The sequence below is a fragment of the Desulfotruncus arcticus DSM 17038 genome (assembly GCF_900113335.1).
In the GTDB taxonomy this organism is placed as follows: Bacteria; Bacillota; Desulfotomaculia; order Desulfotomaculales; family Desulfallaceae; genus Desulfotruncus; species Desulfotruncus arcticus.
Genome location: NZ_FOOX01000001.1, coordinates 182,464 through 203,061 on the forward strand (window position 1 = coordinate 182,464; position 20,598 = coordinate 203,061).

The following is a 20,598-nucleotide window of genomic DNA, read 5'->3' on the forward strand; positions in this document are numbered from 1 at the left end:
GGAGGAATGAAAACTTGATTATCAATCACAACATTGCAGCGCTGAACACCTATCGTCAGTTGAGCAGCAACAACAGCATCGGGCAGAAATCGTTGGAAAAACTGTCCTCCGGCCTGCGTATCAACCGGGCTGGCGATGACGCTGCCGGTCTGGCTATTAGTGAAAAAATGCGGGCTCAAATCCGTGGTTTGGATCAGGCTTCGCGTAACGCGCAAGACGGCATCTCTATGATTCAAACCGCCGAGGGTGCCTTAAACGAGACCCACAGCATTCTGCAGCGTATGCGGGAGTTGGCCGATCAAGCGGCCAACGACACCAACGTGGAAGTTGACAGAGATGAAATACAAAAAGAGATTAATCAATTAACTTCAGAAATTAACCGTATAGGTAATACAACTGAATTTAACACCCAAAAATTGCTTAAAGGCGGCAACAATACCGCGACGGTAACTGCAACCGGTCTTGTTGCAGCGGCTACCTTAAACGACGGGACACCGGGTACCGCAGATACTTTATCCCAAGTTAATATTACCGATACTATTGCTGACCTAACCCAAGCTGGAGCAAACGGCGAAACTGCAACATTTACAGTTGGTGGCAAAACATTTACTGTAACCATTGACCAAACTCAAACCGCTGCTGCTGCAAACAGTGTTTCAGCAGACGGCTTAACAATTACATTAGGTACATCCGATGCTACAGACGACGCTGGCAGTGCGGCTGCTTTAGCGAGTATATTAAATGATGCCTTTGATGCTGCTGGCATTGATGGTCAATACGAAGCCACTAGTGCTGGCGCCGCTTTAACTATTTCTGCCATTGCCGGCAGTGAAGCGGATGGTCCCGCAGGATCTATTGCTGGAACAACTTATTCGGATGCAGCAGTGGGGGCTGCTGGTGCAGTTACACCAGGTACCATAACTCCGGGAACTAAAGCATTGTCAGCGGAAATTGATCTTACGAGTTTGGCCACGCAGGCAGATGTTTTAGCTTTAGCCGGCAAAGGCTTTACTATTGATGGCCAGGTTATTGAGTTTTATGACGGTGCTAAAGGCAACTATGAAGGTAATGGTATAGGTGTAGACATTGCAGGCTTGGATGACGGTGCTGATCTTGGGGCCGCCCTAATTGCACAAACTTCAGGGAAACTAAACAACGTAATCATTAAAGAAGGTACAAGTGGTGCAGGTTATATCCAAATAGAAGCTCGTCAGGCGGGAACCGCCGCTAATAGCATCTCTTTCAGTGACGGCGGAAGACAAGAAGATTTTGAAGCAACATTCCAGGTAGGTGCCAATAAAGGTCAAAGCATGTCTATCTCTATTGCAGATATGAGAGCTAAGGCGTTAGGTATCACCGGTACTGCTGGCACTGAAGGTTTTTCCAGTGTAAACAATGTAACTAATGGTACCAATAATACCGCAGTTGAATCAGCATTGGATGTTTCAACCCATGAAAGTGCAGCTAAAGCTGTTGAAGTTATAAATAAGGCTATTGAAACTGTATCGGCTGAGCGTTCCAAATTGGGTGCCTATCAGAACCGCTTGGAACATACCATCAACAACCTGGGAACATCCAGTGAAAACCTGACCGCAGCCGAGTCCCGTATTCGTGACGTCGACATGGCCAAGGAGATGATGGAATACACCAAAATGAACATCCTTTCCCAGGCCGCTCAGGCCATGCTGGCTCAGGCCAACCAGGCGCCGCAAAACGTACTGCAGCTCCTGCGGTAATTAAATAATCGAGAAGAGACCTTTAATTAAAGGTCTCTTCTTACCTTGATTGCTGTAAATATTTGTCTCTGCATGTAGGGTATAAAGAAAGGGGGCCTACCATGCGATTGTCGGAAAAGACTTTTGAACTCAATATTTGTGCTCAGCTTAATACCATTTATGGTGGGAAAATAATATGGTTTGGTTTGACGCAGAAACAAGAAGCCAAATGGGGCTTTGATGTATGCGCTCGTTTAGGGGGTAGATTACTACTACTACAATTTAAGGCATCGAGTTATGTAGTAAAGGCTGGTAGACGATTTAGCACCACTCATAAGCAGTTGCAAAGTCTGGTTAAACAAACAGGGAGTTTTCGTCGCTCGGTCTTTTAGGTATTGCCCTCTATTGGGACAACCAGTGATTTGCTTTCAAATAATTATGATTTTATATCAAATACATGGCTTTTAGATGTAGCAAATTTACCGAATCCCTTTCCTAAGCCGTTTAGTAAACAAGGCATATTAAGAAAAGACAATCGCCATTATATTTATCTTAATCCCCCTTATGCAACGATACACTCGGATCCCGTCAAGGTAGATCTTGTTAAACTTGATTCTTTTTTCTCCGAAGGTGCCCCCGATGCTGATGGTGTTAACCATCTTTTTGAAAATTACCAGCACTTTGAAAAGTTCCGAAAAGACATTAATAGGAACTCTCTTGGTGCAATTGTTCTTCCATAATATTCTGCCCGGAAAACATTAAAAAGCTTACTACCCCTCCGAAATATCCCAAAAGGGGAGTGGCCGTTCGCCAAACTAAGGGCGTATCATATAGTGGGTGGGAACCCCACTGGGAAAAGTTTAGGCCAACTATCTACAGCGAGTCTTGCGAGGCGTGGGGCGATCCACGTCTCTAAGCGTAGACAGCAAACTATTTTGTGGACATCAATGCCACAACAAATTTTGTAAACGATTTTTAAAGTCATCGAGAAATTATTTTCAAAAAATTACGGAGATAGACAGCATTGACTGATTGCATGGCAATAAACGAGTAATGTTTATACAAAGATAAGTCTGCGTGCTTGAAGTCACACTTATTTGTGCTTGGAAAGGCAATCTAAACATATAACCATGCGGTCACTCCAATACTGAAGCGGCCCACTCACTCCCCGTGATTTGTAGTTAACTTTTTATCCCTATGACTTAGATTAATAAAAAAATAGCTCGAAGCCAACATTCTATTACGTTTTGTGCCTTGAGCGAAGCGAAAGGAATGGGCATAAATATGAATAACGGATACCAAGATTTATCTTGCAGTGCATATACTACGAATAACAACCATACACGAGAAAAATATACTGAATTTGCAGAACATATTAAGGTGCATGGTTTAAAAGTTGATTCCTATTTTATGGATAATAATATATTTATCAAAAATTTCTTGAATGGGATAGATGAGATTATAATAAATGAACAGGAAAAGTTAATTAGAATTGTTAGATGGGATGTTGGTATGAAGGGAGAGAATTTTGCTCCAGATCCTGCACGAACAAAAGCAGGGAGATTAAATCCCGAAAAAGTAGCATACTTATATTTAGGAAATAATGAGATCACGGCAATGAAAGAGACAAGAATTAAAAAAAGGGAGTCATTTTACATAGGCACATTTAGATCTAGAACCAACTTAAAAATTTTAGACTTCAGCAGCGATAGAGAAGCAGAAAGAAGTAAAGTCAATAGTTATAAACTAATAATAGATGAAGAGTTTTCAAAGCCCCTCAAAGACAGTGATGAAAAAAAAGAATATTTACCAACTCAATTTATAGCAAAATTGATTAAGGATAAAGGTTATGATGGAGTAAAATATAGTAGTGCACTATGTGAAAGCGGTTACAATATATGTATTTTTGAAGCAAATAATATGGAATGTGTTCATTTTGAATATAGGTAATGCTTGAGGATGTTTTTGGCTTGGGGTATGCACCATTACCCAAACATCCAAAAAGGCACGTCCCTCATTTTGTTAACACGGGGTCGGTTTTGGTCATGGCTCGACGCCATTCCCAAAACATCCCAAAGGGGGACAGACCCCCGCCGCGTTAAAGACTTAACAAACTAAAGCGATTATGGGGCAGCCAAGGGACTGAAGCAGCTATAAGAACAATTTTCATGGTATGTTACCGTGAATATGAATAGCAACAAAATGACGGCAAGTTTTGTTTCGTAGTGTAAATGAGGCAACAATTATCGTTCGGCACAATAAAATAGGAAGCACATTAATTACATTATGAAAGACGAAGGTGTCAGCTACCAAACTTATCAACTTATTTATTATATAATTACACAATATGTAAATATTTCAACGATTAACAACCAAGAGGACGTAATGTGAATTGACAGCTGTCCAACTTGTTTTCAAAAAGGATTAAAACCATGATCATAAACCACAATATTGCCGCGTTGACCGCCTATAGAAACATGACCATAGCCGGTAAAATGGTTGCCAGGTCCATAGAAAGATTATCCTCGGGCCTCAGGATAAACCGCGCTGCGGACGATCCCGCCGGTCTGGCCATCAGTGAAAGGATGCGGGCGCAGATCAGGGGCCTGCAGCAGGCCAGCCGGAATGCCCAGGATGGTATCTCCATGACCCAGACCGCCGAGGGAGCCTTGAATGAAACCCACGCCATGCTTCAGCGCATCAGGGAACTGGTGATACAGGGGCATAACGGTACCCTCAGCGACAGCGACAAAAGAGCAATCCAGCAAGAAATAGACCAGCTAATTGAAGAAATTGGGGGAATAGCCGGCAGAACAAAGTTTAACACCAGAAAGCTCCTCGACGGCAGCTGTGACTCCGGTACGGGCAAGGGGCTCTGGCTTCAGCTGGGGGCAAACGCCGGTCAAGGAACCTACATACAATTTGGCAATATGAGTGCCGGCACATTGGGGGCAAGTGCGGAGCCGGATTTTGCCCTAAACGGCGTCAATATACTGAAAAACTCCTATGATGATAACATGGCCGTTGTCGATCAAGCCCTGGCGGACGTTTCCAGCGAAAGGGGCAGGCTGGGCGCTTACGTAAATCGCCTCGAGCACACGATCAGCAATTTGGATACCACCGCCGAAAACCTCATTGCCGCCGAATCCAGGATCAGGGATGCGGATATGGCCAAGGAGATGATGGCGCTGACGAAGTACAGCCTCCTCCAGCAGGTTGCGCAGGCCATGCTCGTTCAGGCCAATCAGCAGGCGGAGAGCGTCCTGTGGCTGCTGCAACAAATGGCTCCAAACCGGAAATCCTGATTGCATCGGAGACGTTTCCCGTTATGAATTGGTTCGCACTGCTTTGCAAGTTAAATCATGGAATGGTGGTATAAATGACCAATGAAGAATACCTGAGACAACAACTTGTATGGGTGGAACGAAGAATGGGAGCCCTGGCTGAGATCGAGGCTAGGCTGACAGAGATGCGGGCACTGGCCGAATACGCCAGGGATAACAGCCTCAGTCGCGTCCAGACCCGGGAGATCAATGCCAAGCTTCAGGGGCTACAGCAGGAAGTGACAAAGCTGGACGAGCAGAGCAAGGTTTTCTGGCTGGATTACCAGTAAGTCTGTTCACTTATTCCCACAGTACATAGACACCACCAAGATCGGAGGTGACACTGATGGATATAGCGGCGCTGTCGATACTAAAGAACCAAGCCCAACTGCGGCAGGATGTGGGTATAGCCGTGCTGAAAAAGGCCATGGGCACGGCGGAGCAGGGCGGCAGCCTGATAAACCGGATGCTGGATAAGGCGGCGGAGGGGAAGGCCGCAGCCCAGATCATGCAGTCGCACCTGGGTAGCAACATTAACACTTTTGCATAGTTTATAGACAAAATTGATTGGAATATAACATTACACTAAAGAACACCTTTTTCGAGAATTGATTTTCCTTATTATACCATGAGGGTTATGCTGACGCAATCTGACTTGCAATGATAATACCGCAGCTCAGGTTTAAATGCTGCAATTTGGCGAGATGGAATAATTCACCCTGTATACAGATTGTGGTATAATGAATATAGGTAAAATTTATGGGAGTTGGAAAATTATACGGAGGATCAAAAGATTTTTGCTGGACAAAAAGCAAAAAGAACTGTTGATCGTCCAGATTGCCGGTCAGGTTGAGGAAATACCGGAAATTATCCTGGCTTTTCCCAATATTGTACTTTGGCTTAGAAAAGGATTCTATCCGGTAGATCAAGGCTAATTTTAAATTCTTAGTAATAGTTTAGAAAACGCCATACCTGGAAAGGTGGTCTCGATGGCTTTCAGACATAAAAAATACTGCGTGTTACCTGCAGAAAAAGAAAAAATGAAAAGTATGTTAACGTCATTTATGTACCACAGGACGGAAATTTGTTTTGTTTACCTGCATGGTTCTTTTGTGACTGAACGAAGCTTTGGCGACATTGATATAGCTGTCAATTTAAATACAGAATGTCCTGGAGCGACAGCCTATGAGCTACAGTTGGAAATAGCGTTGGAAAAAATAATCAAATACCCAACAGATGTAAGAATTTTAAACAATGCTCCCCTATCCTTTCAATATAATGTCATCAAATCCGGTGAAATTATCGTATCTCGCAATGAAAATAAGCGCATAGAATTCCATGTCCGCACTATCATCAGGTATTGTGACTTTGCCCCCCTCCGCAGAAACTATCTGAAGGAGGCATTCAATATTGAAATACAACCAGGATAAAATCAACAAGCTATGTTATGAGTTAAAGAAATCTCTGGCAAACCTGCACAGGCTATCCCGACTTGAAAAAAAAGCATTTATCAGCGACCCGGATAAAACCGGCAGCGCCAAATATAATTTTATCATTGCAATTGAAGCAGCCATAGACCTGTGTAACCACATTATCGCCAATAAAATGTACAGAACACCTGAAGATTATGCCGATACTTTTCGGGTTATGCAAGAAGTAGGCGTGTTCACGGAGAAATTTACCGATTCACTGGTGCAGATGGCAAAATTCAGAAACAGGTTGGTCCATATTTACTGGGACATAGATGAAGAAATGCTACATACATTTATGCAAAATGACCTAATGGACTTGGAACAAGTTATAATACAGTTAGGTAAAATCTTTAATAGTGACTAATCCCATCCGGTGTCAGGCACTGTTGTTATTCCTCCGCCATATTGGCGGAGTTTTTTTGTATTGAGACAAATAAATAATGGTAAAGTAATTGCTTTTTTTTCCGATATTTTAACTAAGATTACTTATAATTCTGCTATTATGAAAGGCAGTGATGATTTATGGTTATGCGCGTTAGCGGGCTGGCGTCGGGAATAGATTATGAATCAATGATCAAACAGTTGATGGATGCCCAGCGAATTCCGTCAATTAAACTTCAACAGGATAGACAAATACTGGAATGGAAGCAGGAGCAGTATAGAGATATTAATAATACCTTGCGCACTTTCCGTGATACCGTTTTTAATATGAAATTGCAGTCGACCTTTCTGACTAAAAAAACCATTATCGCTGATGGAAGTGTTGCTGCGGTGACTGCAGGCAGCAATGCCGTTGCAGGGACTTATACCTTTGCCGTGGAGCAGATGGCTGTCGGGGCCAATATAACAGGGGAAAAAATAGAATCAGACGCCGACAAGTCCACACTTGGCAAACAGTTAGCCTCCCAGGACATTTCCGGCACTCAGAGCATTACGATCAGTCAAACACTGAATGGCACGACTGTAACCAATACTTTTGAGGTTGATACAGATACCGAGAGTATATACGATCTGATTAATGAAATAAATAACTATAAGCCCGAAGACGGTACTTGGAAGGTAAAGGCTTCCTATGATGCTAATCTGGACAGGATTTTTATCATGAGCGCTGAAACCGGCGCGGGGGATATTGCTGTTGAAAACGGCACCGACAGCACACTGGCTGATGCATTGAAAATAACAACCAACCCTGAAGATCCGGCAAGCAACAAATCGGCGGCTTATATCAATGGCGCGGATGCCAGTTATCAATTTAACGGTGTCACCTATACGTCAGCTTCCAATACAGTTGCCATCAACGGCCTGACTTTCAACTTGAAGGGTGTTAGTGCCAAAGATGACGACGGTGATCCTGTCGCCACAACTGTCACAGTCACTAACGATACCGATGCTGTGGTTAAGGTTATTACTGACTTCGTAGATCAATATAATTCACTAGTTGAGACATTATCAGATAAATTATACGAAAAACGGTATACAGACTATGAACCATTGACGGATGATCAACGGGAAAAATTAACGGACGATCAAATTGATCAATGGATAGAAAAGTCCAAAAGCGGCTTGTTGAGAAACGATACAATACTGTCAAGCATTCTTACAAAGGTTCGGATGACCATGTCCTCTGTAGTGCCCGATGTTTCCGGTGGATATGTTGAGGATGGTCAAACCATCTACAATGACCGGTTATCGGAGATTGGCATTAAAACAACTGCCGATTATATGTCTGCGGTGCTTGAGGTGAATGAAGATCAACTGCGGAAAGCCGTAGAAAAAGACCCCGAGGGTGTAATGAGTTTGTTTACCAAGACATCGGATACGGATGATTACGATGAGATGGGTATAGCTTCAAGGTTATACCAAAATATTAACTATGGCATGGACCAAATATTTGACAAAGCCGGTTCTGCCAGTGATTATAACTTAGTTGATGAAAGCTATATTGGCAAAGAGATTAAAGACATTGATTCTCGTTTGGAAGATTGGGATGATCGTTTGGAGCAGATTGAAGACCGCTATTACCGCCAATTTAGCGCGATGGAACAGGCTATTTCACAGTTAAATCAACAAAGTGCCTGGCTACAGCAGCAGTTTGGCAGCAGCAGCTAATAATTTGAGGAGGCGTAGATATGGCTTTAAGCAACCCCTATCAAAAGTATCAACAGAATTCGGTAACAAGCGCGGCTCCGGAAGAGCTTACGCATATGCTCTACGGCGGTGGGGTTAAATTTATTAAACAGGGCATGAAATATATTGAAGAAAACAATATGCAAGCTGCTAATGAAGCCCTGGTCAGGGCACAGGAAATATATATACACCTGTCCGAGACACTTAATCATGAAATTGAGCTGTCGACTAACCTGAAGCAATTATATGATTTTATTATTGAACAATTAATGATGGCGAATATAAAAAAAGATATTGCTGTATTAAAGCGGATGCTTGAATTGGCCGAAGACCTGCGTGATACTTGGAAAATAGCCATGGAAAAAACCAGAGGGTAGGTAGTTTAACATTGAACGAAGAGGTTTTTAGCACAGTGAACCATGAGGATTTAATAGAATCTTTAGAACAAAAATTAGGCAAGCTTAATGATTTTTGTAATTTGACTTCTTTGCAGCGAAAAGCCATATTGGATGAAAACATAAACGAATTAAACAGTTTGATTCAAAAAAAAGAACACATAATCAAAACGGTTGATGAGATTGATAATGGCTTATCCAAATTGGTAAGTCTAATTGGAGAGGAGTTATTATCTAATCAAGTCAAGTATCTAGATTTAAAAAAACAGATACATGATCAATTGAAACAAGCGCTAGAGCTTGATGAACAGGTTAGGGACGGTATGGAGAGGCTGGCTCAAAAAATGGTTAAATCAATGAAAGACCTGCGCCTGGGCAGGCAGACAATAAAAAGCTATTACCAAAAAAGCGCTCAGGTTGAAGGTTATTTCATTGATCAAAAGAAATAAGGATCAAAGGGAGGTATATTAAAGAGGTGAAAGTTAGCGGAGTAGATCAGCTTGCACGGGTTGGATTGGATAATTATGTCGCCCGGTCTCAGGACATAATTACAGCAAAAGAAATTACCAAAACAGATGAAAGCTTGCGAGAGGATGAGCAAAAACAGCAGTGTACGCCACAGCAATTAAATCAATCGATTGAAGTATTAAATAAAACAATGGAAACCTATAAGACGAATGTAAGATTTGAACTACACGAAAAAAGCGGCGAATATATGGTTAAGGTTTTAAATGAAACAGACGGTACGGTAATCCGGGAAATACCTCCCAAAAAAGTTTTGGATATGGTCGCGTATTTTAAAGAAAAGCTTGGTATCATAATCGATAAATTGATATAAATACATAAAACAACTCGCCGGTTTGGGCGAGTTTCTTATTTATACAAATGGATTATTAATATAGGTGTTAAACAAAAAAGTGTTGACATGTGACTTATATTTGTATAAATTGACATTGTAGTCATAAGTTCGACTTGAAGTTACAATTAAACAATATTGGGCAAACCGACCGAAAGGCAGGGACGCAAAGCCATGGGTCTAAGGCATTTAGCTAAGATTGCCAGGCTGCAAACGATAGAAAACCGGAAGGATTTTGTTTGCGTCCTTCCGTTACTTTTTGTTATATAAGATTAAATTTGTTAAAAATACCTTAAGATTTTACAGATTCTCTTTTTTTGCAGGGAATTTTTTGTGTGCCGTAGAAAGTTTTTTAAAATAATTGTCTTCTTTTACATAATGGAGGATATTTATGAAATTATTTAATGATGAATTTTCCAATATTTTAGTAAAGCAAATGGATGCTTGCACTTTGCGCCAGCGCGTTTTAGCCAATAATATTGCCAATGTCAATACTCCGGGGTTTAAAAAGTCGGAAGTTAATTTTCAGCAGCAGTTAAAAGCCGCGCTTAATCACAATGCCATGGGGTTGCGGGTAACCAATCAAAGGCACATAGGGGCGGCCAATAACCTGCAATTGCTGAAACCGGAGGTCTTGCAGACCGAAGATACCTCAATGAGAGCAGGTAAAAACAATGTCGATATTGATGAAGAAATGGTAAACACCGCCGCAAACACACTTTTGTACAGATTGACAACCAGGGTTAACAGTGACAGGGCCAATTTAATAAGTTATGTGATCAAAGGAGGCAGATAATTAATGGGGTTGTTTGACAGTTTTGGTGTCAGTGCTTCTGGCATGACCGCCAACAGATTTTGGGCGGACCTTATCTCCAACAATGTGGCCAATATTAACAGCACGGGAACACCGGGCGATCCGAATCACCAGCCATATCGCCGTGAAGTGCCTGTTTTCGGCGAAATTTTGCAAAACCGGTTGGGCAAGTCAAATACGGCTGCCGGCCGCGGCGTAAATGTTATTAAACTAGCCAGAGACAATCAAGAACCCCGGATGGTTTATGAACCGGATCATCCGGATGCCGATCCCCAAACGGGCTATGTGGCTTATCCCAATATTAATATTTTAAACGAAATGGTTAATTTAATTGCTGCCACCAGAGCGTACGAGGCTAACGTTACCGCGTTGGAGGCGTCAAAAACCATGGCGGCCGCAGCGATTGACATGGGACGATAATAAGTTACAAAGGGTGATAAATAGTGAACATAGTTCCCATTATTGCAACACCTATTCAGGATATGTCCCGGGTTCAGCAAGCCGATCCAAATAGCGATTCTAAAACATCATTTAGGGATATATTTGACAGTGCAATCAATAACTTAAACGATAATCAGTTAAAAGTTGAGGATACTGTCAAAAATTTTTTAACGGGTGAAATTCAGGATATTCATACGGTTATTGTAGCTATGGAAGAGGCTAAGTTGAGCATGCAGCTGGCGGTGGAAGTGCGCAATAAATTAGTTGAGGCTTACCAGGAAATTTCTCGAATGCAAATATAATCTATTAAACAGAGGCGTGGTCGGATGATTGACGGAATGCTGGCCAAATTTCGTCAGTGGTGGCAGTCCCTTAAACAAAGCCAAAAGATACTTTTTGCGGTTGGGTGTTTGGGAATATTAATCACCATTGGCATTTTAGGTCAAGTTATGATGCGCCCAGCTTATGCACCGTTGTTCACCGAGCTGGAACCAAAAGATGCGGCAAAAATTATAGAACAGCTGGAAAGCACTAAAACACCTTACCGTCTTACCAATAACGGGAAAAACATAGAGGTGCCGGAAGATCAGGTTTATAAATTGCGCATTGATATGGCCAGTACCGGTGTTTTTTATAACAGCGGAGTTGGGTTTGAACTATTTGACGAAAAAAAATTCGGTATTACAGAGTTCGAGCAGCAAGTTGGTTATCAGCGTGCACTGCAGGAAGAACTAAGACGTACTATCGTTCAGCTTGATGAAGTTGAAGAAGCCAGGGTTCACCTTGTTTTACCCAAGGAAAGCTTATTTTTGGACGAAAAAGTTACGCCTTCTGCCGCCATTGCTTTAAAATTGAAAAGCAATACCGATCTTGACCATGACAAAGTTCAAGGTATTCAGAGTCTGGTGATGGGCAGTGTAGAGGGGTTAACGCCTGAGAACATACATATTATCGATATGCAGGGTAATGTTTTAAATGACACATTAGGCTCCGATAATGAAGATCAATTGTCAGCGTCTTCACTGGAAAGATTTGATATTCAAAGAAAATACGAAAAGGAAATGGAATCCCGCATACAGCAAATGTTAAACCGGGTTCTTGGTCCCGGCAGGGCGGTGGCTATGGCGGTTGCCGAATTGGATTTTGACCAGCAGCAGACAGTAATGACCGAACATGGGCCGGGTGCTGTTTTAAGCCAGGAGACGGCTCGGGAAGATGGTTCCGGCACATCTGTAGGAGGCCCGGCCGGAACTGATTCAGAAATGCCAGGAAATTCCATGCCTTTTGCCGACACGGGCACCGGATCCCAATATTCCAGGGAACAGCAAACCACTAATTACGAGGTGGATACAACTCAGCAGACTACGGTAAAAGCGACCGGCGGATTAAAAAGATTGTCAGTGTCGGTGGTGGTCGACGGGGACTACACACAGGACAGATTGGATGCCATTCAACAGGTAGTTGCCGCCGCTGTCGGTTATGATGCTAACAGAGGCGACCAGTTGACTGTTTCCAGCATGGCTTTCGATACTGATCTACTTTCAGCTTTCAACGAACCTGCTGTGGATCAAACAAATGCACCCAAAGTTTCCTTGCTTTCAGTTGGTTATCTGCTGCCGGCCGGTGTGGCTGCAATTTTACTGGTTCTATCAGCTGCGTTTATATTGCTCCGGCGACGCGCCCGCAGGCGCAGGGAAATGCTGATGCAACTGGAGGCTGAGGAAGAGGAGCAGTTGAGACTGGCGCAAGAACAAAAACACGATGATGATACACTTGTTTTTGAGGAGCCCAAGCCGGGTCCCCGTGCTAAAGTACAGGATATGGCCAAGGAAAAACCGGGGGTAATTGCGGAAATCTTGAAAATTTGGTTGAGGGAGTAGATTATGCCTGCTGCGTCAAAGTTGAACGGACTGCAAAAAACTGCAATATTATTAATTACGCTGGGGGCTGACATATCAGGCAGCATTTTAAAAAGCTATTTCCATAATGACGATATAGAAAAGATTACCCAGCAAATAGCTATGATGGATTCTGTGCCACGGGATGTCCAGGAAGAGGTATTAATGGAATTTTCAGAGATGCTTCAAGCCCGGGAATTTTTGATGATAGGCGGTATGGATTACGCCAAAGAGATGCTGCGTAAGGCATTGGGAGATCAAAAAGCGAAGTCGATATTAGAAAAAGTCCAACTTACCATTAAAAACAAGCCGTTTAGTGCGCTGCGCAAAACAGACCCCAGGCATCTGGTAACTTTTATCAGGGATGAACATCCACAGGTGATTGCTTTGATACTTAATTATTTGAGCCCTGATCAAGCGGCACTGATACTTTCCGCGCTTAACCCCGAGCAGCAGAGCGATATTGCCCGCAGGGTGGCGCTTACCGACCGCGTGTCGCCTGAAATGATACGCGAGGTGGAAGGTATTCTGGAAAGAAAACTATCGGTACTTGAACACAGCGAGCAAACAACCGGCGGTGTTAAGGCGCTGGTTGACGTACTGAACAGAGTAGACCGGAGCACTGAAAAGACCATCCTCGAGGAGCTGGAAATTACGGATCCCGCCTTAACCGAAGAAGTTCGCAAATTATTATTTGTATTTGAAGATATTGTCAAGCTGCCCGATTCGTCTATTCAGCGCGTTCTCAGGGAAGTCGATCCCAAGGATCTGGCCAAGGCGATGCGCGGCACGAACGAAGATGTACAGGAACGCATTTTCAAAAATATGTCCAAGCGGGCATCAGATATGCTGCGTGATGAGATCAGATACATGGGGCCGATCCGTCTCAGAGACGTGGAAGATTCCCAGCAAAAAATCGTACAGATAATCAGACGGTTGGACGAAGCTGGGGAAATAGTAATTGCAAGAGGTGGCGAGGATGCCGTTATCTCATAGGATTATCAGGAATAGGGAAAACGGTAATGGCTCAAAAGATTTGCATCATCTTGATTTAAGGTATGACTTCCCGCTTAAGCTTGAAGAACATAAAAAAAATGGAAAAGACAATTCGAAACAGGAAACAGTACCAGTGCCTTCTGAAATTATAGAAGATGCTGAAAGGAAATCCAAAGCAATTATCCTACAGGCCCATAGTGAAGCCTCGGTTATCCTGGAACAAGCACGGGCTAAAGCCTCCGCTGAGGCTGAAATAATAAAAACCGACGCAACCAAACAGGGCTACGAACAAGGACATAAATCAGCTCTTGATGCGGCCGCTGCTGAAGCTCAAGTCATCAGGGAACAGGCCAAAAAAGTGCTGGTACAGGCTGAAAGGGCCAGAGTTGATCAAATAAACCTGCTAAAAGATGAAATATTAGATTTATCCATAGAAATAGCGGAGAAATTGGTTAACCGGCACCTGGAATTACAACCGAATGCCGTGCTGGATATCGCCAGAGAGGCCATCCAACTGGTTGGCAACCGGCAATATGTTGTGTTGTGGGTGCATCCGGACGAATTGGCTGTTTGTACTAACAATCGGGACAACCTGATGGCAGCCTTATCTCCCAAAGCAAAACTGCAAATTGTGACCGACGAAACCATAAAAAAGGGCGGCTGTATTGTTGAAACAGATTTCGGCAAAGTGGATGCCACGGTATCGGCAAGGTGGGAAAATTTATTGGCGGTATTAAAAGGAGAGACGGTCTGATTAAACACCAGGATATGTCAATAGATTTTAAGAACTGGCGGCAGGCAATAAGACAGTCTAAATTAATTTACTCCACCGGCAAGGTGACCAAGGTTATCGGCTTAACGGTTGAAGCCAAAGGTCTGTCTGCCGGAATAGGTGAAGTTTGCGATATATTCATACCGGGAGAAAGCATTCCGGTAAACGCTGAAGTAATCGGCTTTCAGGGGGATGCATCCATATTAATGCCTCTGGGTGAACTGAAAGGCATCTACCCTGGGTGCCGGGTGGTGCCCCAAGGTGAAACCTTTAAAACTATTGTTGGTGAAAAACTACTGGGCAGGATTTTGGACGGTTTGGGACGTCCACTAGATGGAAAACCTTTGGTTATTCACGAAAAATGTACTGTCAATAATCCGCCTCCGGACCCTCTTCAACGAAAGCGGGTTAAGGAAGTGCTGGTTACCGGTGTAAAGTCGGTTGATGCGCTTTTAACCTGCGGTAAGGGGCAGCGCATAGGAATTTTTGCCGGAAGCGGCGTTGGTAAAAGCACACTGCTGGGCATGATAGCTCGGTTCTGCAACGCGGATTTAAATGTAATTGCCTTAATTGGTGAACGGGGCCGTGAAGTTTTGGACTTCATCGAAAATGATCTTGGTCCGCAAGGGCTGGCCCGCTCAGTAGTAATCGCAGCCACTTCCGATCAACCTGCTTTGATCAGGCTAAAAGGAGCCCTGGTTGCCACGGCTATAGCGGAATACTTTAGAGACCGGGGCAACAATGTAATGCTGTTTATGGATTCAGTCACCAGGTTTGCCATGGCTCAGCGGGAAGTCGGCCTGGCTGTGGGGGAACCCCCGGCAACCAGAGGGTATACCCCTTCTGTTTTCAGCTTGTTGCCCAAGCTGCTGGAACGATCCGGCAACTCGCAAAACGGCTCTATAACTGCGTTTTATACTGTATTGGTGGAGGCGGATGATATGAACGAGCCTATTGCCGATACAGTGAGGGGTATTTTAGACGGGCACATTGTGCTGTCAAGGGAACTGGCGGCCCGCGGCCATTACCCCGCCATAGATGTTTTAAACAGTGTCAGCAGACTGATGCCTGAACTGGTGGACAGCAACCACCTGGTAGCGGCAAACAGAATGAGACATTTATTAGCCACCTATAAACAATCGGAAGACTTGATTAATGTTGGCGCCTATAACCGGGGCTCCAACCCCGCTATAGATGAAGCCATTAAATATTACGATAAAATAATTTCGTTTTTACACCAGGACGTCAATGATAACAGCGCGTTTCCGGAAACGCTTAAAAAAATTATGTTTTTACGGATGTGATAAAACATGCGCCAGTATAGCTTCCGCCTGGAACAAGTATTAAAGCTGCGCGAAGCTCATGAGGATAAAGCAGCCTGGGAACAAGCCCGCGCCAATGAAGAATATAAACTAAATTATCATAAGTTTTGCGATGCCAGAGATAAACTCGCAGCAGCCCAAACAATAGGCGGTATGATAGATTCGTTTGACCTATTGAATCAAACGTTATATTGTGCTTCTGCCGCTGTGGAACTAAGTAAACGGGAAGCCTTGCTGGCAAAATCCCGGACTAAGCTGGAACAGTGTAAAAATAATCTGATTCAAGCCATGCAGGACCGGTCTGTAATGGAAAAACTCAAGCATAAAGACCGGCAAAAATATGACCACGAATTAAATTTAGTCGACCAAAAAGAGACAGATGAAATAGCCAACAGACAGTTTATTTATTTTAAACCAAAATAGTTCATCCGGTGTGCCGGAATAACCAATTGGGGAGGTGAGGTGTCAAATATTGTTCTTTTAACATTAATACGCAGCAAAGTTTTAAGAAAGGGGGTGAACGGGTAAAAAATGCAATTTTTTTCGCCGGTTATAATGGCAGAAACACAAGGCTGGAATAATTCAAAAAGCACAACATTAACAAAACCTGTAGCAGGCAAAGAACAGGCTATGGATTTTATGCAGCTGTTGCTAATGATGACACGCAATCAAGAAGCAACCCAGCAAGATACAGGCACAAACAGTTTGCATAATTACAGCACTGGAAATGCGGGTGAAAAAGGTAATGATGCTGTGTTGGAAAATAACACTTTCGAAAGTTATGATGTTACATCAGACATTAATACCGAAATAATGCAGCTGTTGCAGTCGATAACATGTAATCCGGATATAGCTCACCGGATTACGGGTATAACCGGTTGGGATAACTTCAATACTGGCAATGCGAGTGGACAAGATAACGATATAGCATTAGGGAATAATACTTTTAAAGGCTATAGTGCTGCGCCAGGTATTAATCCCGAGGCAATGCAGCTGTTGCAGTTGATAACATATAATCCGGGTGCAATTCAACAAGCACCGGGTTCACCCAGTTGGAATATCTCCAATATTGAAAACGCGGATCAACAAGGTAATAATGTGATATTGGAGAACATAGCTTCAACAGGTCAAAGTGTCATGTCGGACATAAGTCCCGAGACAATGCAGATGCTGCAAATGGTAGGCAATCAATTAAATCTATTGCTGAAAATGGCAGCCGTGACCGGTGAATATAAATCGTTCTGCAATATGGATAATTTACCGGAAACGTTATCGCAGCAAGGGGTTACACTTACTGATGTTTTATCATTGGCACCGGGCTATAATCTAAATCTTAATCTTAAGCAAATTATCAATGCAAATGCCCTATTACCAAAAAACATGGAAAACGGGTTAACAAATGATACGACAATTGAAATGGATTTGGATGGCTATTTTATTGGTAGACCTGAAGCTGACGGCAAAATGCCTTTATCCCGTATCAGTAATACAACAAGTGGAACCGATTTGAACGGATCAATAAAAACCCAACCACTGGCAACAACATTGCCGCAACAAGTTAATCTCGACGGACCGGCTAAAAATAGTTCCATAGCAACAGCTAATAATAATGTGCAATTTGCTCTAAAAATTCAACCGGAAAATGTGGGGGCGAATTTGCCGCAACAGGAGGCCGTTGCCGGTTTACTACAAGCTGTTGATAATAAGGTTGACAATACTAAATTTTCTGCAGCAAAAGCTGATTCAACAACGTTTGGAGTTATTGCACAAAAAAGCAATGTTAACGTTGCTTCCGTTAATGTTACGGCTGATTCAGGAGCTAAACATGAAAGCCAACAATTTACCCGTCAAGATTCCGGTTCGCAAACCGCTGCTGCCGGCTTGGAAACTTTTACAGTAAAATCTTCTAATGACGGTATATTGCAGCAGCTGCGCGTGAATGACAAATCCTTTGTAACCAAATTTGCTGAAATTATCAAGGGGCACGTAAGTGAGGACTCCTCCGGGCAGACCCATATCAAGCTGCAATTACAGCCGGAAAGCCTTGGTCAGGTGATAATAAAGTTAGTGTTCAAGGATGGCAATATATCGACCCAATTTCAGGCCGCAACTGAACATGCAAAACAAATCATTGAAAATTCACTGCCCCAGCTGCGTGAAACACTGGCAAATTTCCAGCTTAACCTGCAAAACGCTTCGGTGACGGTTGGTGGCGAAAATGGGGGTAGCGGCAAATGGGGAAGAGAGTGGAACCAGGGCGGTAGTAATAATAGCCGGCGCAATCAGCTTAAAGGCAATAATGATGATGTAGAAGTTGTTGACGGCCTGTCTAAACCCAAAGACGCAGTTAAGCAAAATCAAATAAATTATTTTATCTAAAAATAGCTGTAGTTAATAATTACCGGAATCGCGTAAACCATTTTGGGTGATGAAGGGAGATGCGGCATGACTGAAGCGGTCACCGGCAGCAGTAACGATTATTACCTGCCGGATAAAAACCAGAACGTTAAGGAACAACAAACCCTGGCCGACCCCGATGCTTTTCTGAAAATCCTGGTGGCCCAAATGAAATATCAAAACCCCATGGAACCACAGGACAGTTCCACCTTTATCAGTCAGTTGACTCAGATGGCGTCTATGGAGCAAATTTACAACATGAGCGAGAGTATGAGCAATATGGCTTCCGAGTACGAGTTGACCCGGTACTTCCAGCTCATCGGCCAGCAGGTATCTGTGGTAAACGAGGATACAATAACAACCGGCCTGGTAGGCGGTGTGTCTTTTTATGATAATGAGCCCTGCTTTTACTTTGAAGGCGCTTCCGGCGGCAGTAAATATACTCTTGATGATGTAATAAGCATAACCGGCAAAGCGGATGACGGCTTGCTTTTACCATACCTGTCCCTTGTTGGTCGTCAGGTTACAGTAAAAGACGACGATTCCGAAACAGGTGGTGTGGTGGAAAAGGTTCTCTTAAAAAACGGCGGCGTTTTTGTTAGAGTAAACGGTACGGATTACAGCGCAGCACAAATAATAGGAATAAGCAGCGCGCCGGAAGAAACCGCAAACCAAGATGATTCAGGGACCGAAGAAGAAACAGCGCCGGCTGCGGATACCGAAGCCACGGAAGAATAACAGCAAAAGAATGAATATAAGCTTTATAATTCAGCAGGTGAAGGGCAGGTGATGCAAATTGAACATCAAGGGGGTGCAGATCACTCCCGAACCGGTGGTTGGCAAAACCAGCCGGGGCAGCAAGCCCAAAACCGGCAACAGCGCTACAGACAGCTTCCAGGACATCTTGTTTCGTGAACTGGCCAACAACGAACAAATTAAAGTTTCCGCCCATGCCCGGAAAAGGATGCAGGAAAGGAATATCAATTTGGGCAGCGATGACTGGCATAAAATAAACGATGCCATAAACAGGGCCGGGGACAAGGGAGCTAATAATTCCCTGCTTATTCACGGTGAGCTGGCTTTGGTCGTCAGCGTGAAAAACCGTACAGTAGTATCTGCCATGGATGAAAAATCAATCAAGGAGCATGTTTTTACCAATATAGACAGCGCGGTAATTACCAAATAGGCAGCCGGACCTTAGGGAGGCTGCGGGCCGCCGACTGACAGAAGCGGCCCGTTATCCGAAATGTGTGTCAAATGGTATGACATTCATTTACACAGGGGGTTTGTTTATGATCCGTTTAATGTCTTCGGGCGTGTCAGGTATGCGCAATCACCAGGTACGCATGGACGTGATCGGCAATAATATATCCAACGTAAACACCACCGGCTATAAAACCGGACGGGCCGATTTTCAGGACACTCTGTACCAGACAATGGGGGCCGCCGGTGTTGCCGGAGGATACCAGATAGGTACGGGGGTCAGCGTGGGCAGTGTTTCAAGTAATATCAATCAGGGGCCGCTGCAGGCTACGGGTAGATTATTTGACTTCGCCATATCCGGCCAGGGGTTTTTTGGTGTAGTGGACGATAATGATAACCTGATGTACACCAGAGACGGTTCTTTCTTTATTGACAAAGATGGGAATCTGGTTAATTCCTCGGGCCTGCAAGTGGTTGACAGCGATGAAAGTCCGATTGTTATTGAGCTGGATGAGGATCAGTCGCTGGATGACATTTCAATAACCAAAACCGGTGAGATTTTCCTGGACGATGATTCACTGGGTACAATAGGTTTGTTCAGCTTTACCAATCCGGCAGGGCTTATCAGGGCGGGAGACAACCTGTTTACGGAAAGCGAAAATACCGGTGATCGGGTATCCAATGCCGACGAACCGGAAGGGTTCGGCCAAATCCGGTCCGGTTACCTGGAGATGGCCAATATTGATATAGCGGATGAACTGGCCAATCTCATTGCCACCCAACGTGGCTTTCAGGCCAATGCAAAAACTTTTTCAACAGCGGATGAAATTTTGCAGGATATCATTCAACTAAAACGATAAAACATTT

General features: G+C 43.6%; 26 protein-coding genes and 1 riboswitch. All 26 genes read left to right on the forward strand.

The window, feature by feature from the left end; genetic code table 11:
* The first annotated feature begins 14 nt into the window (after positions 1-14).
* The 26 genes from BM056_RS00910 (at position 15) to BM056_RS01025 (ending at position 20,591) form a co-directional block, all read left to right on the forward strand.
* Complete coding sequence (locus tag BM056_RS00910) at positions 15-1,736, forward strand: flagellin N-terminal helical domain-containing protein (protein WP_092467787.1); 1,722 nt, start codon at positions 15-17, stop codon at positions 1,734-1,736.
* 101 nt (positions 1,737-1,837) lie between these two features.
* Positions 1,838-2,107, forward strand: a complete 270-nt coding sequence (locus BM056_RS00915) for a hypothetical protein (protein WP_092467789.1) — start codon at positions 1,838-1,840, stop codon at positions 2,105-2,107.
* Between the two features lie 3 nt (positions 2,108-2,110).
* Positions 2,111-2,455: a hypothetical protein gene (locus BM056_RS25830; protein WP_131820699.1), complete on the forward strand. Its 345-nt coding sequence runs from the start codon at positions 2,111-2,113 to the stop codon at positions 2,453-2,455.
* 514 nt (positions 2,456-2,969) lie between these two features.
* Complete coding sequence (locus BM056_RS00920; RefSeq protein WP_131820700.1) at positions 2,970-3,665, forward strand: RES family NAD+ phosphorylase; 696 nt, start codon at positions 2,970-2,972, stop codon at positions 3,663-3,665.
* A 482-nt stretch (positions 3,666-4,147) separates the two neighbouring features.
* A complete protein-coding gene (locus tag BM056_RS00925) occupies positions 4,148-5,020 on the forward strand; it encodes a flagellin N-terminal helical domain-containing protein (protein WP_092468400.1) in 873 nt (290 codons plus the stop codon).
* Positions 5,021-5,094: 74 nt separating this feature from the next.
* Positions 5,095-5,328, forward strand: a complete 234-nt coding sequence (locus BM056_RS00930) for a hypothetical protein (protein WP_092467793.1) — start codon at positions 5,095-5,097, stop codon at positions 5,326-5,328.
* 56 nt (positions 5,329-5,384) lie between these two features.
* The gene (locus BM056_RS00935; protein ID WP_092467795.1) at positions 5,385-5,588 is read left to right on the forward strand and encodes a YjfB family protein; all 204 of its coding nucleotides are present in this window, start codon (positions 5,385-5,387) and stop codon (positions 5,586-5,588) included.
* A 247-nt stretch (positions 5,589-5,835) separates the two neighbouring features.
* A complete protein-coding gene (locus BM056_RS25955; protein ID WP_165613313.1) occupies positions 5,836-5,973 on the forward strand; it encodes a hypothetical protein in 138 nt (45 codons plus the stop codon).
* A gap of 54 nt (positions 5,974-6,027) precedes the next feature.
* Positions 6,028-6,468 carry a type VII toxin-antitoxin system MntA family adenylyltransferase antitoxin gene (mntA, locus tag BM056_RS00940; protein ID WP_092467797.1) on the forward strand — a complete coding sequence of 147 codons (441 nt, stop codon included), beginning with the start codon at positions 6,028-6,030 and terminating at the stop codon, positions 6,466-6,468.
* Positions 6,449-6,874: a type VII toxin-antitoxin system HepT family RNase toxin gene (gene hepT / locus BM056_RS00945; protein ID WP_207648110.1), complete on the forward strand. Its 426-nt coding sequence runs from the start codon at positions 6,449-6,451 to the stop codon at positions 6,872-6,874. The genes mntA and hepT overlap by 20 nt, the downstream gene beginning before the upstream one ends.
* Before the next feature lie 164 nt (positions 6,875-7,038).
* Complete coding sequence (fliD, locus tag BM056_RS00950; protein ID WP_165613314.1) at positions 7,039-8,619, forward strand: flagellar filament capping protein FliD; 1,581 nt, start codon at positions 7,039-7,041, stop codon at positions 8,617-8,619.
* Between the two features lie 20 nt (positions 8,620-8,639).
* The gene (gene fliS, locus BM056_RS00955) at positions 8,640-9,014 is read left to right on the forward strand and encodes a flagellar export chaperone FliS (RefSeq protein ID WP_092467803.1); all 375 of its coding nucleotides are present in this window, start codon (positions 8,640-8,642) and stop codon (positions 9,012-9,014) included.
* A gap of 11 nt (positions 9,015-9,025) precedes the next feature.
* Entirely contained in the window at positions 9,026-9,481 is a 456-nt protein-coding gene (locus tag BM056_RS00960; protein ID WP_131820701.1) for a hypothetical protein, read from the forward strand.
* A 26-nt stretch (positions 9,482-9,507) separates the two neighbouring features.
* Positions 9,508-9,870: a flagellar protein FlaG gene (locus tag BM056_RS00965; RefSeq protein ID WP_238456259.1), complete on the forward strand. Its 363-nt coding sequence runs from the start codon at positions 9,508-9,510 to the stop codon at positions 9,868-9,870.
* A gap of 149 nt (positions 9,871-10,019) precedes the next feature.
* Positions 10,020-10,103, forward strand: a riboswitch (cyclic di-GMP riboswitch).
* Positions 10,104-10,279: 176 nt separating this feature from the next.
* Complete coding sequence (gene flgB / locus BM056_RS00970) at positions 10,280-10,684, forward strand: flagellar basal body rod protein FlgB (protein WP_092467809.1); 405 nt, start codon at positions 10,280-10,282, stop codon at positions 10,682-10,684.
* Between the two features lie 3 nt (positions 10,685-10,687).
* The gene (gene flgC, locus BM056_RS00975) at positions 10,688-11,122 is read left to right on the forward strand and encodes a flagellar basal body rod protein FlgC (protein ID WP_092467811.1); all 435 of its coding nucleotides are present in this window, start codon (positions 10,688-10,690) and stop codon (positions 11,120-11,122) included.
* A gap of 23 nt (positions 11,123-11,145) precedes the next feature.
* Positions 11,146-11,445, forward strand: coding sequence for a flagellar hook-basal body complex protein FliE (fliE, locus tag BM056_RS00980; RefSeq protein WP_092467813.1), 300 nt, complete (start codon positions 11,146-11,148; stop codon positions 11,443-11,445).
* Positions 11,446-11,469: 24 nt separating this feature from the next.
* Positions 11,470-13,023: a flagellar basal-body MS-ring/collar protein FliF gene (gene fliF / locus BM056_RS00985; protein ID WP_092467815.1), complete on the forward strand. Its 1,554-nt coding sequence runs from the start codon at positions 11,470-11,472 to the stop codon at positions 13,021-13,023.
* Between the two features lie 3 nt (positions 13,024-13,026).
* Positions 13,027-14,037, forward strand: coding sequence for a flagellar motor switch protein FliG (gene fliG, locus BM056_RS00990; RefSeq protein ID WP_092467817.1), 1,011 nt, complete (start codon positions 13,027-13,029; stop codon positions 14,035-14,037).
* On the forward strand, positions 14,021-14,791 hold the full coding sequence (locus BM056_RS00995; RefSeq protein ID WP_092467819.1) for a FliH/SctL family protein: 771 nt from the start codon (positions 14,021-14,023) through the stop codon (positions 14,789-14,791). Before fliG ends, BM056_RS00995 begins: the two co-directional genes overlap by 17 nt.
* Before the next feature lie 14 nt (positions 14,792-14,805).
* Positions 14,806-16,113, forward strand: a complete 1,308-nt coding sequence (gene fliI, locus BM056_RS01000; RefSeq protein ID WP_092468402.1) for a flagellar protein export ATPase FliI — start codon at positions 14,806-14,808, stop codon at positions 16,111-16,113.
* 6 nt (positions 16,114-16,119) lie between these two features.
* Positions 16,120-16,554, forward strand: coding sequence for a flagellar export protein FliJ (locus BM056_RS01005; protein ID WP_092467820.1), 435 nt, complete (start codon positions 16,120-16,122; stop codon positions 16,552-16,554).
* 108 nt (positions 16,555-16,662) lie between these two features.
* Positions 16,663-18,510: a flagellar hook-length control protein FliK gene (locus BM056_RS01010; RefSeq protein ID WP_092467822.1), complete on the forward strand. Its 1,848-nt coding sequence runs from the start codon at positions 16,663-16,665 to the stop codon at positions 18,508-18,510.
* Positions 18,511-18,576: 66 nt separating this feature from the next.
* On the forward strand, positions 18,577-19,266 hold the full coding sequence (locus tag BM056_RS01015) for a flagellar hook assembly protein FlgD (RefSeq protein ID WP_092467824.1): 690 nt from the start codon (positions 18,577-18,579) through the stop codon (positions 19,264-19,266).
* A gap of 58 nt (positions 19,267-19,324) precedes the next feature.
* Complete coding sequence (locus BM056_RS01020; protein WP_092467826.1) at positions 19,325-19,714, forward strand: TIGR02530 family flagellar biosynthesis protein; 390 nt, start codon at positions 19,325-19,327, stop codon at positions 19,712-19,714.
* 106 nt (positions 19,715-19,820) lie between these two features.
* Entirely contained in the window at positions 19,821-20,591 is a 771-nt protein-coding gene (locus BM056_RS01025) for a flagellar hook-basal body protein (RefSeq protein WP_092467828.1), read from the forward strand.
* Positions 20,592-20,598 lie beyond the last annotated feature (7 nt).

Bases quoted from the DNA above. Each gene is read 5' to 3' on its own strand.
- BM056_RS00915 (WP_092467789.1), top strand. From the start codon at position 1,838: ATGCGATTGTCGGAAAAGACTTTTGAACTCAATATTTGTGCTCAGCTT.
- BM056_RS00925 (WP_092468400.1), top strand. From the start codon at position 4,148: ATGATCATAAACCACAATATTGCCGCGTTGACCGCCTATAGAAACATG.
- BM056_RS00930 (WP_092467793.1), top strand. From the start codon at position 5,095: ATGACCAATGAAGAATACCTGAGACAACAACTTGTATGGGTGGAACGA.
- BM056_RS00935 (WP_092467795.1), top strand. From the start codon at position 5,385: ATGGATATAGCGGCGCTGTCGATACTAAAGAACCAAGCCCAACTGCGG.
- mntA (WP_092467797.1), top strand. From the start codon at position 6,028: ATGGCTTTCAGACATAAAAAATACTGCGTGTTACCTGCAGAAAAAGAA.
- fliD (WP_165613314.1), top strand. From the start codon at position 7,039: ATGCGCGTTAGCGGGCTGGCGTCGGGAATAGATTATGAATCAATGATC.
- fliS (WP_092467803.1), top strand. From the start codon at position 8,640: ATGGCTTTAAGCAACCCCTATCAAAAGTATCAACAGAATTCGGTAACA.
- flgB (WP_092467809.1), top strand. From the start codon at position 10,280: ATGAAATTATTTAATGATGAATTTTCCAATATTTTAGTAAAGCAAATG.
- flgC (WP_092467811.1), top strand. From the start codon at position 10,688: ATGGGGTTGTTTGACAGTTTTGGTGTCAGTGCTTCTGGCATGACCGCC.
- fliF (WP_092467815.1), top strand. From the start codon at position 11,470: ATGATTGACGGAATGCTGGCCAAATTTCGTCAGTGGTGGCAGTCCCTT.
- fliG (WP_092467817.1), top strand. From the start codon at position 13,027: ATGCCTGCTGCGTCAAAGTTGAACGGACTGCAAAAAACTGCAATATTA.
- BM056_RS00995 (WP_092467819.1), top strand. From the start codon at position 14,021: ATGCCGTTATCTCATAGGATTATCAGGAATAGGGAAAACGGTAATGGC.
- fliI (WP_092468402.1), top strand. From the start codon at position 14,806: ATGTCAATAGATTTTAAGAACTGGCGGCAGGCAATAAGACAGTCTAAA.
- BM056_RS01005 (WP_092467820.1), top strand. From the start codon at position 16,120: ATGCGCCAGTATAGCTTCCGCCTGGAACAAGTATTAAAGCTGCGCGAA.
- BM056_RS01010 (WP_092467822.1), top strand. From the start codon at position 16,663: ATGCAATTTTTTTCGCCGGTTATAATGGCAGAAACACAAGGCTGGAAT.
- BM056_RS01015 (WP_092467824.1), top strand. From the start codon at position 18,577: ATGACTGAAGCGGTCACCGGCAGCAGTAACGATTATTACCTGCCGGAT.
- BM056_RS01025 (WP_092467828.1), top strand. From the start codon at position 19,821: ATGATCCGTTTAATGTCTTCGGGCGTGTCAGGTATGCGCAATCACCAG.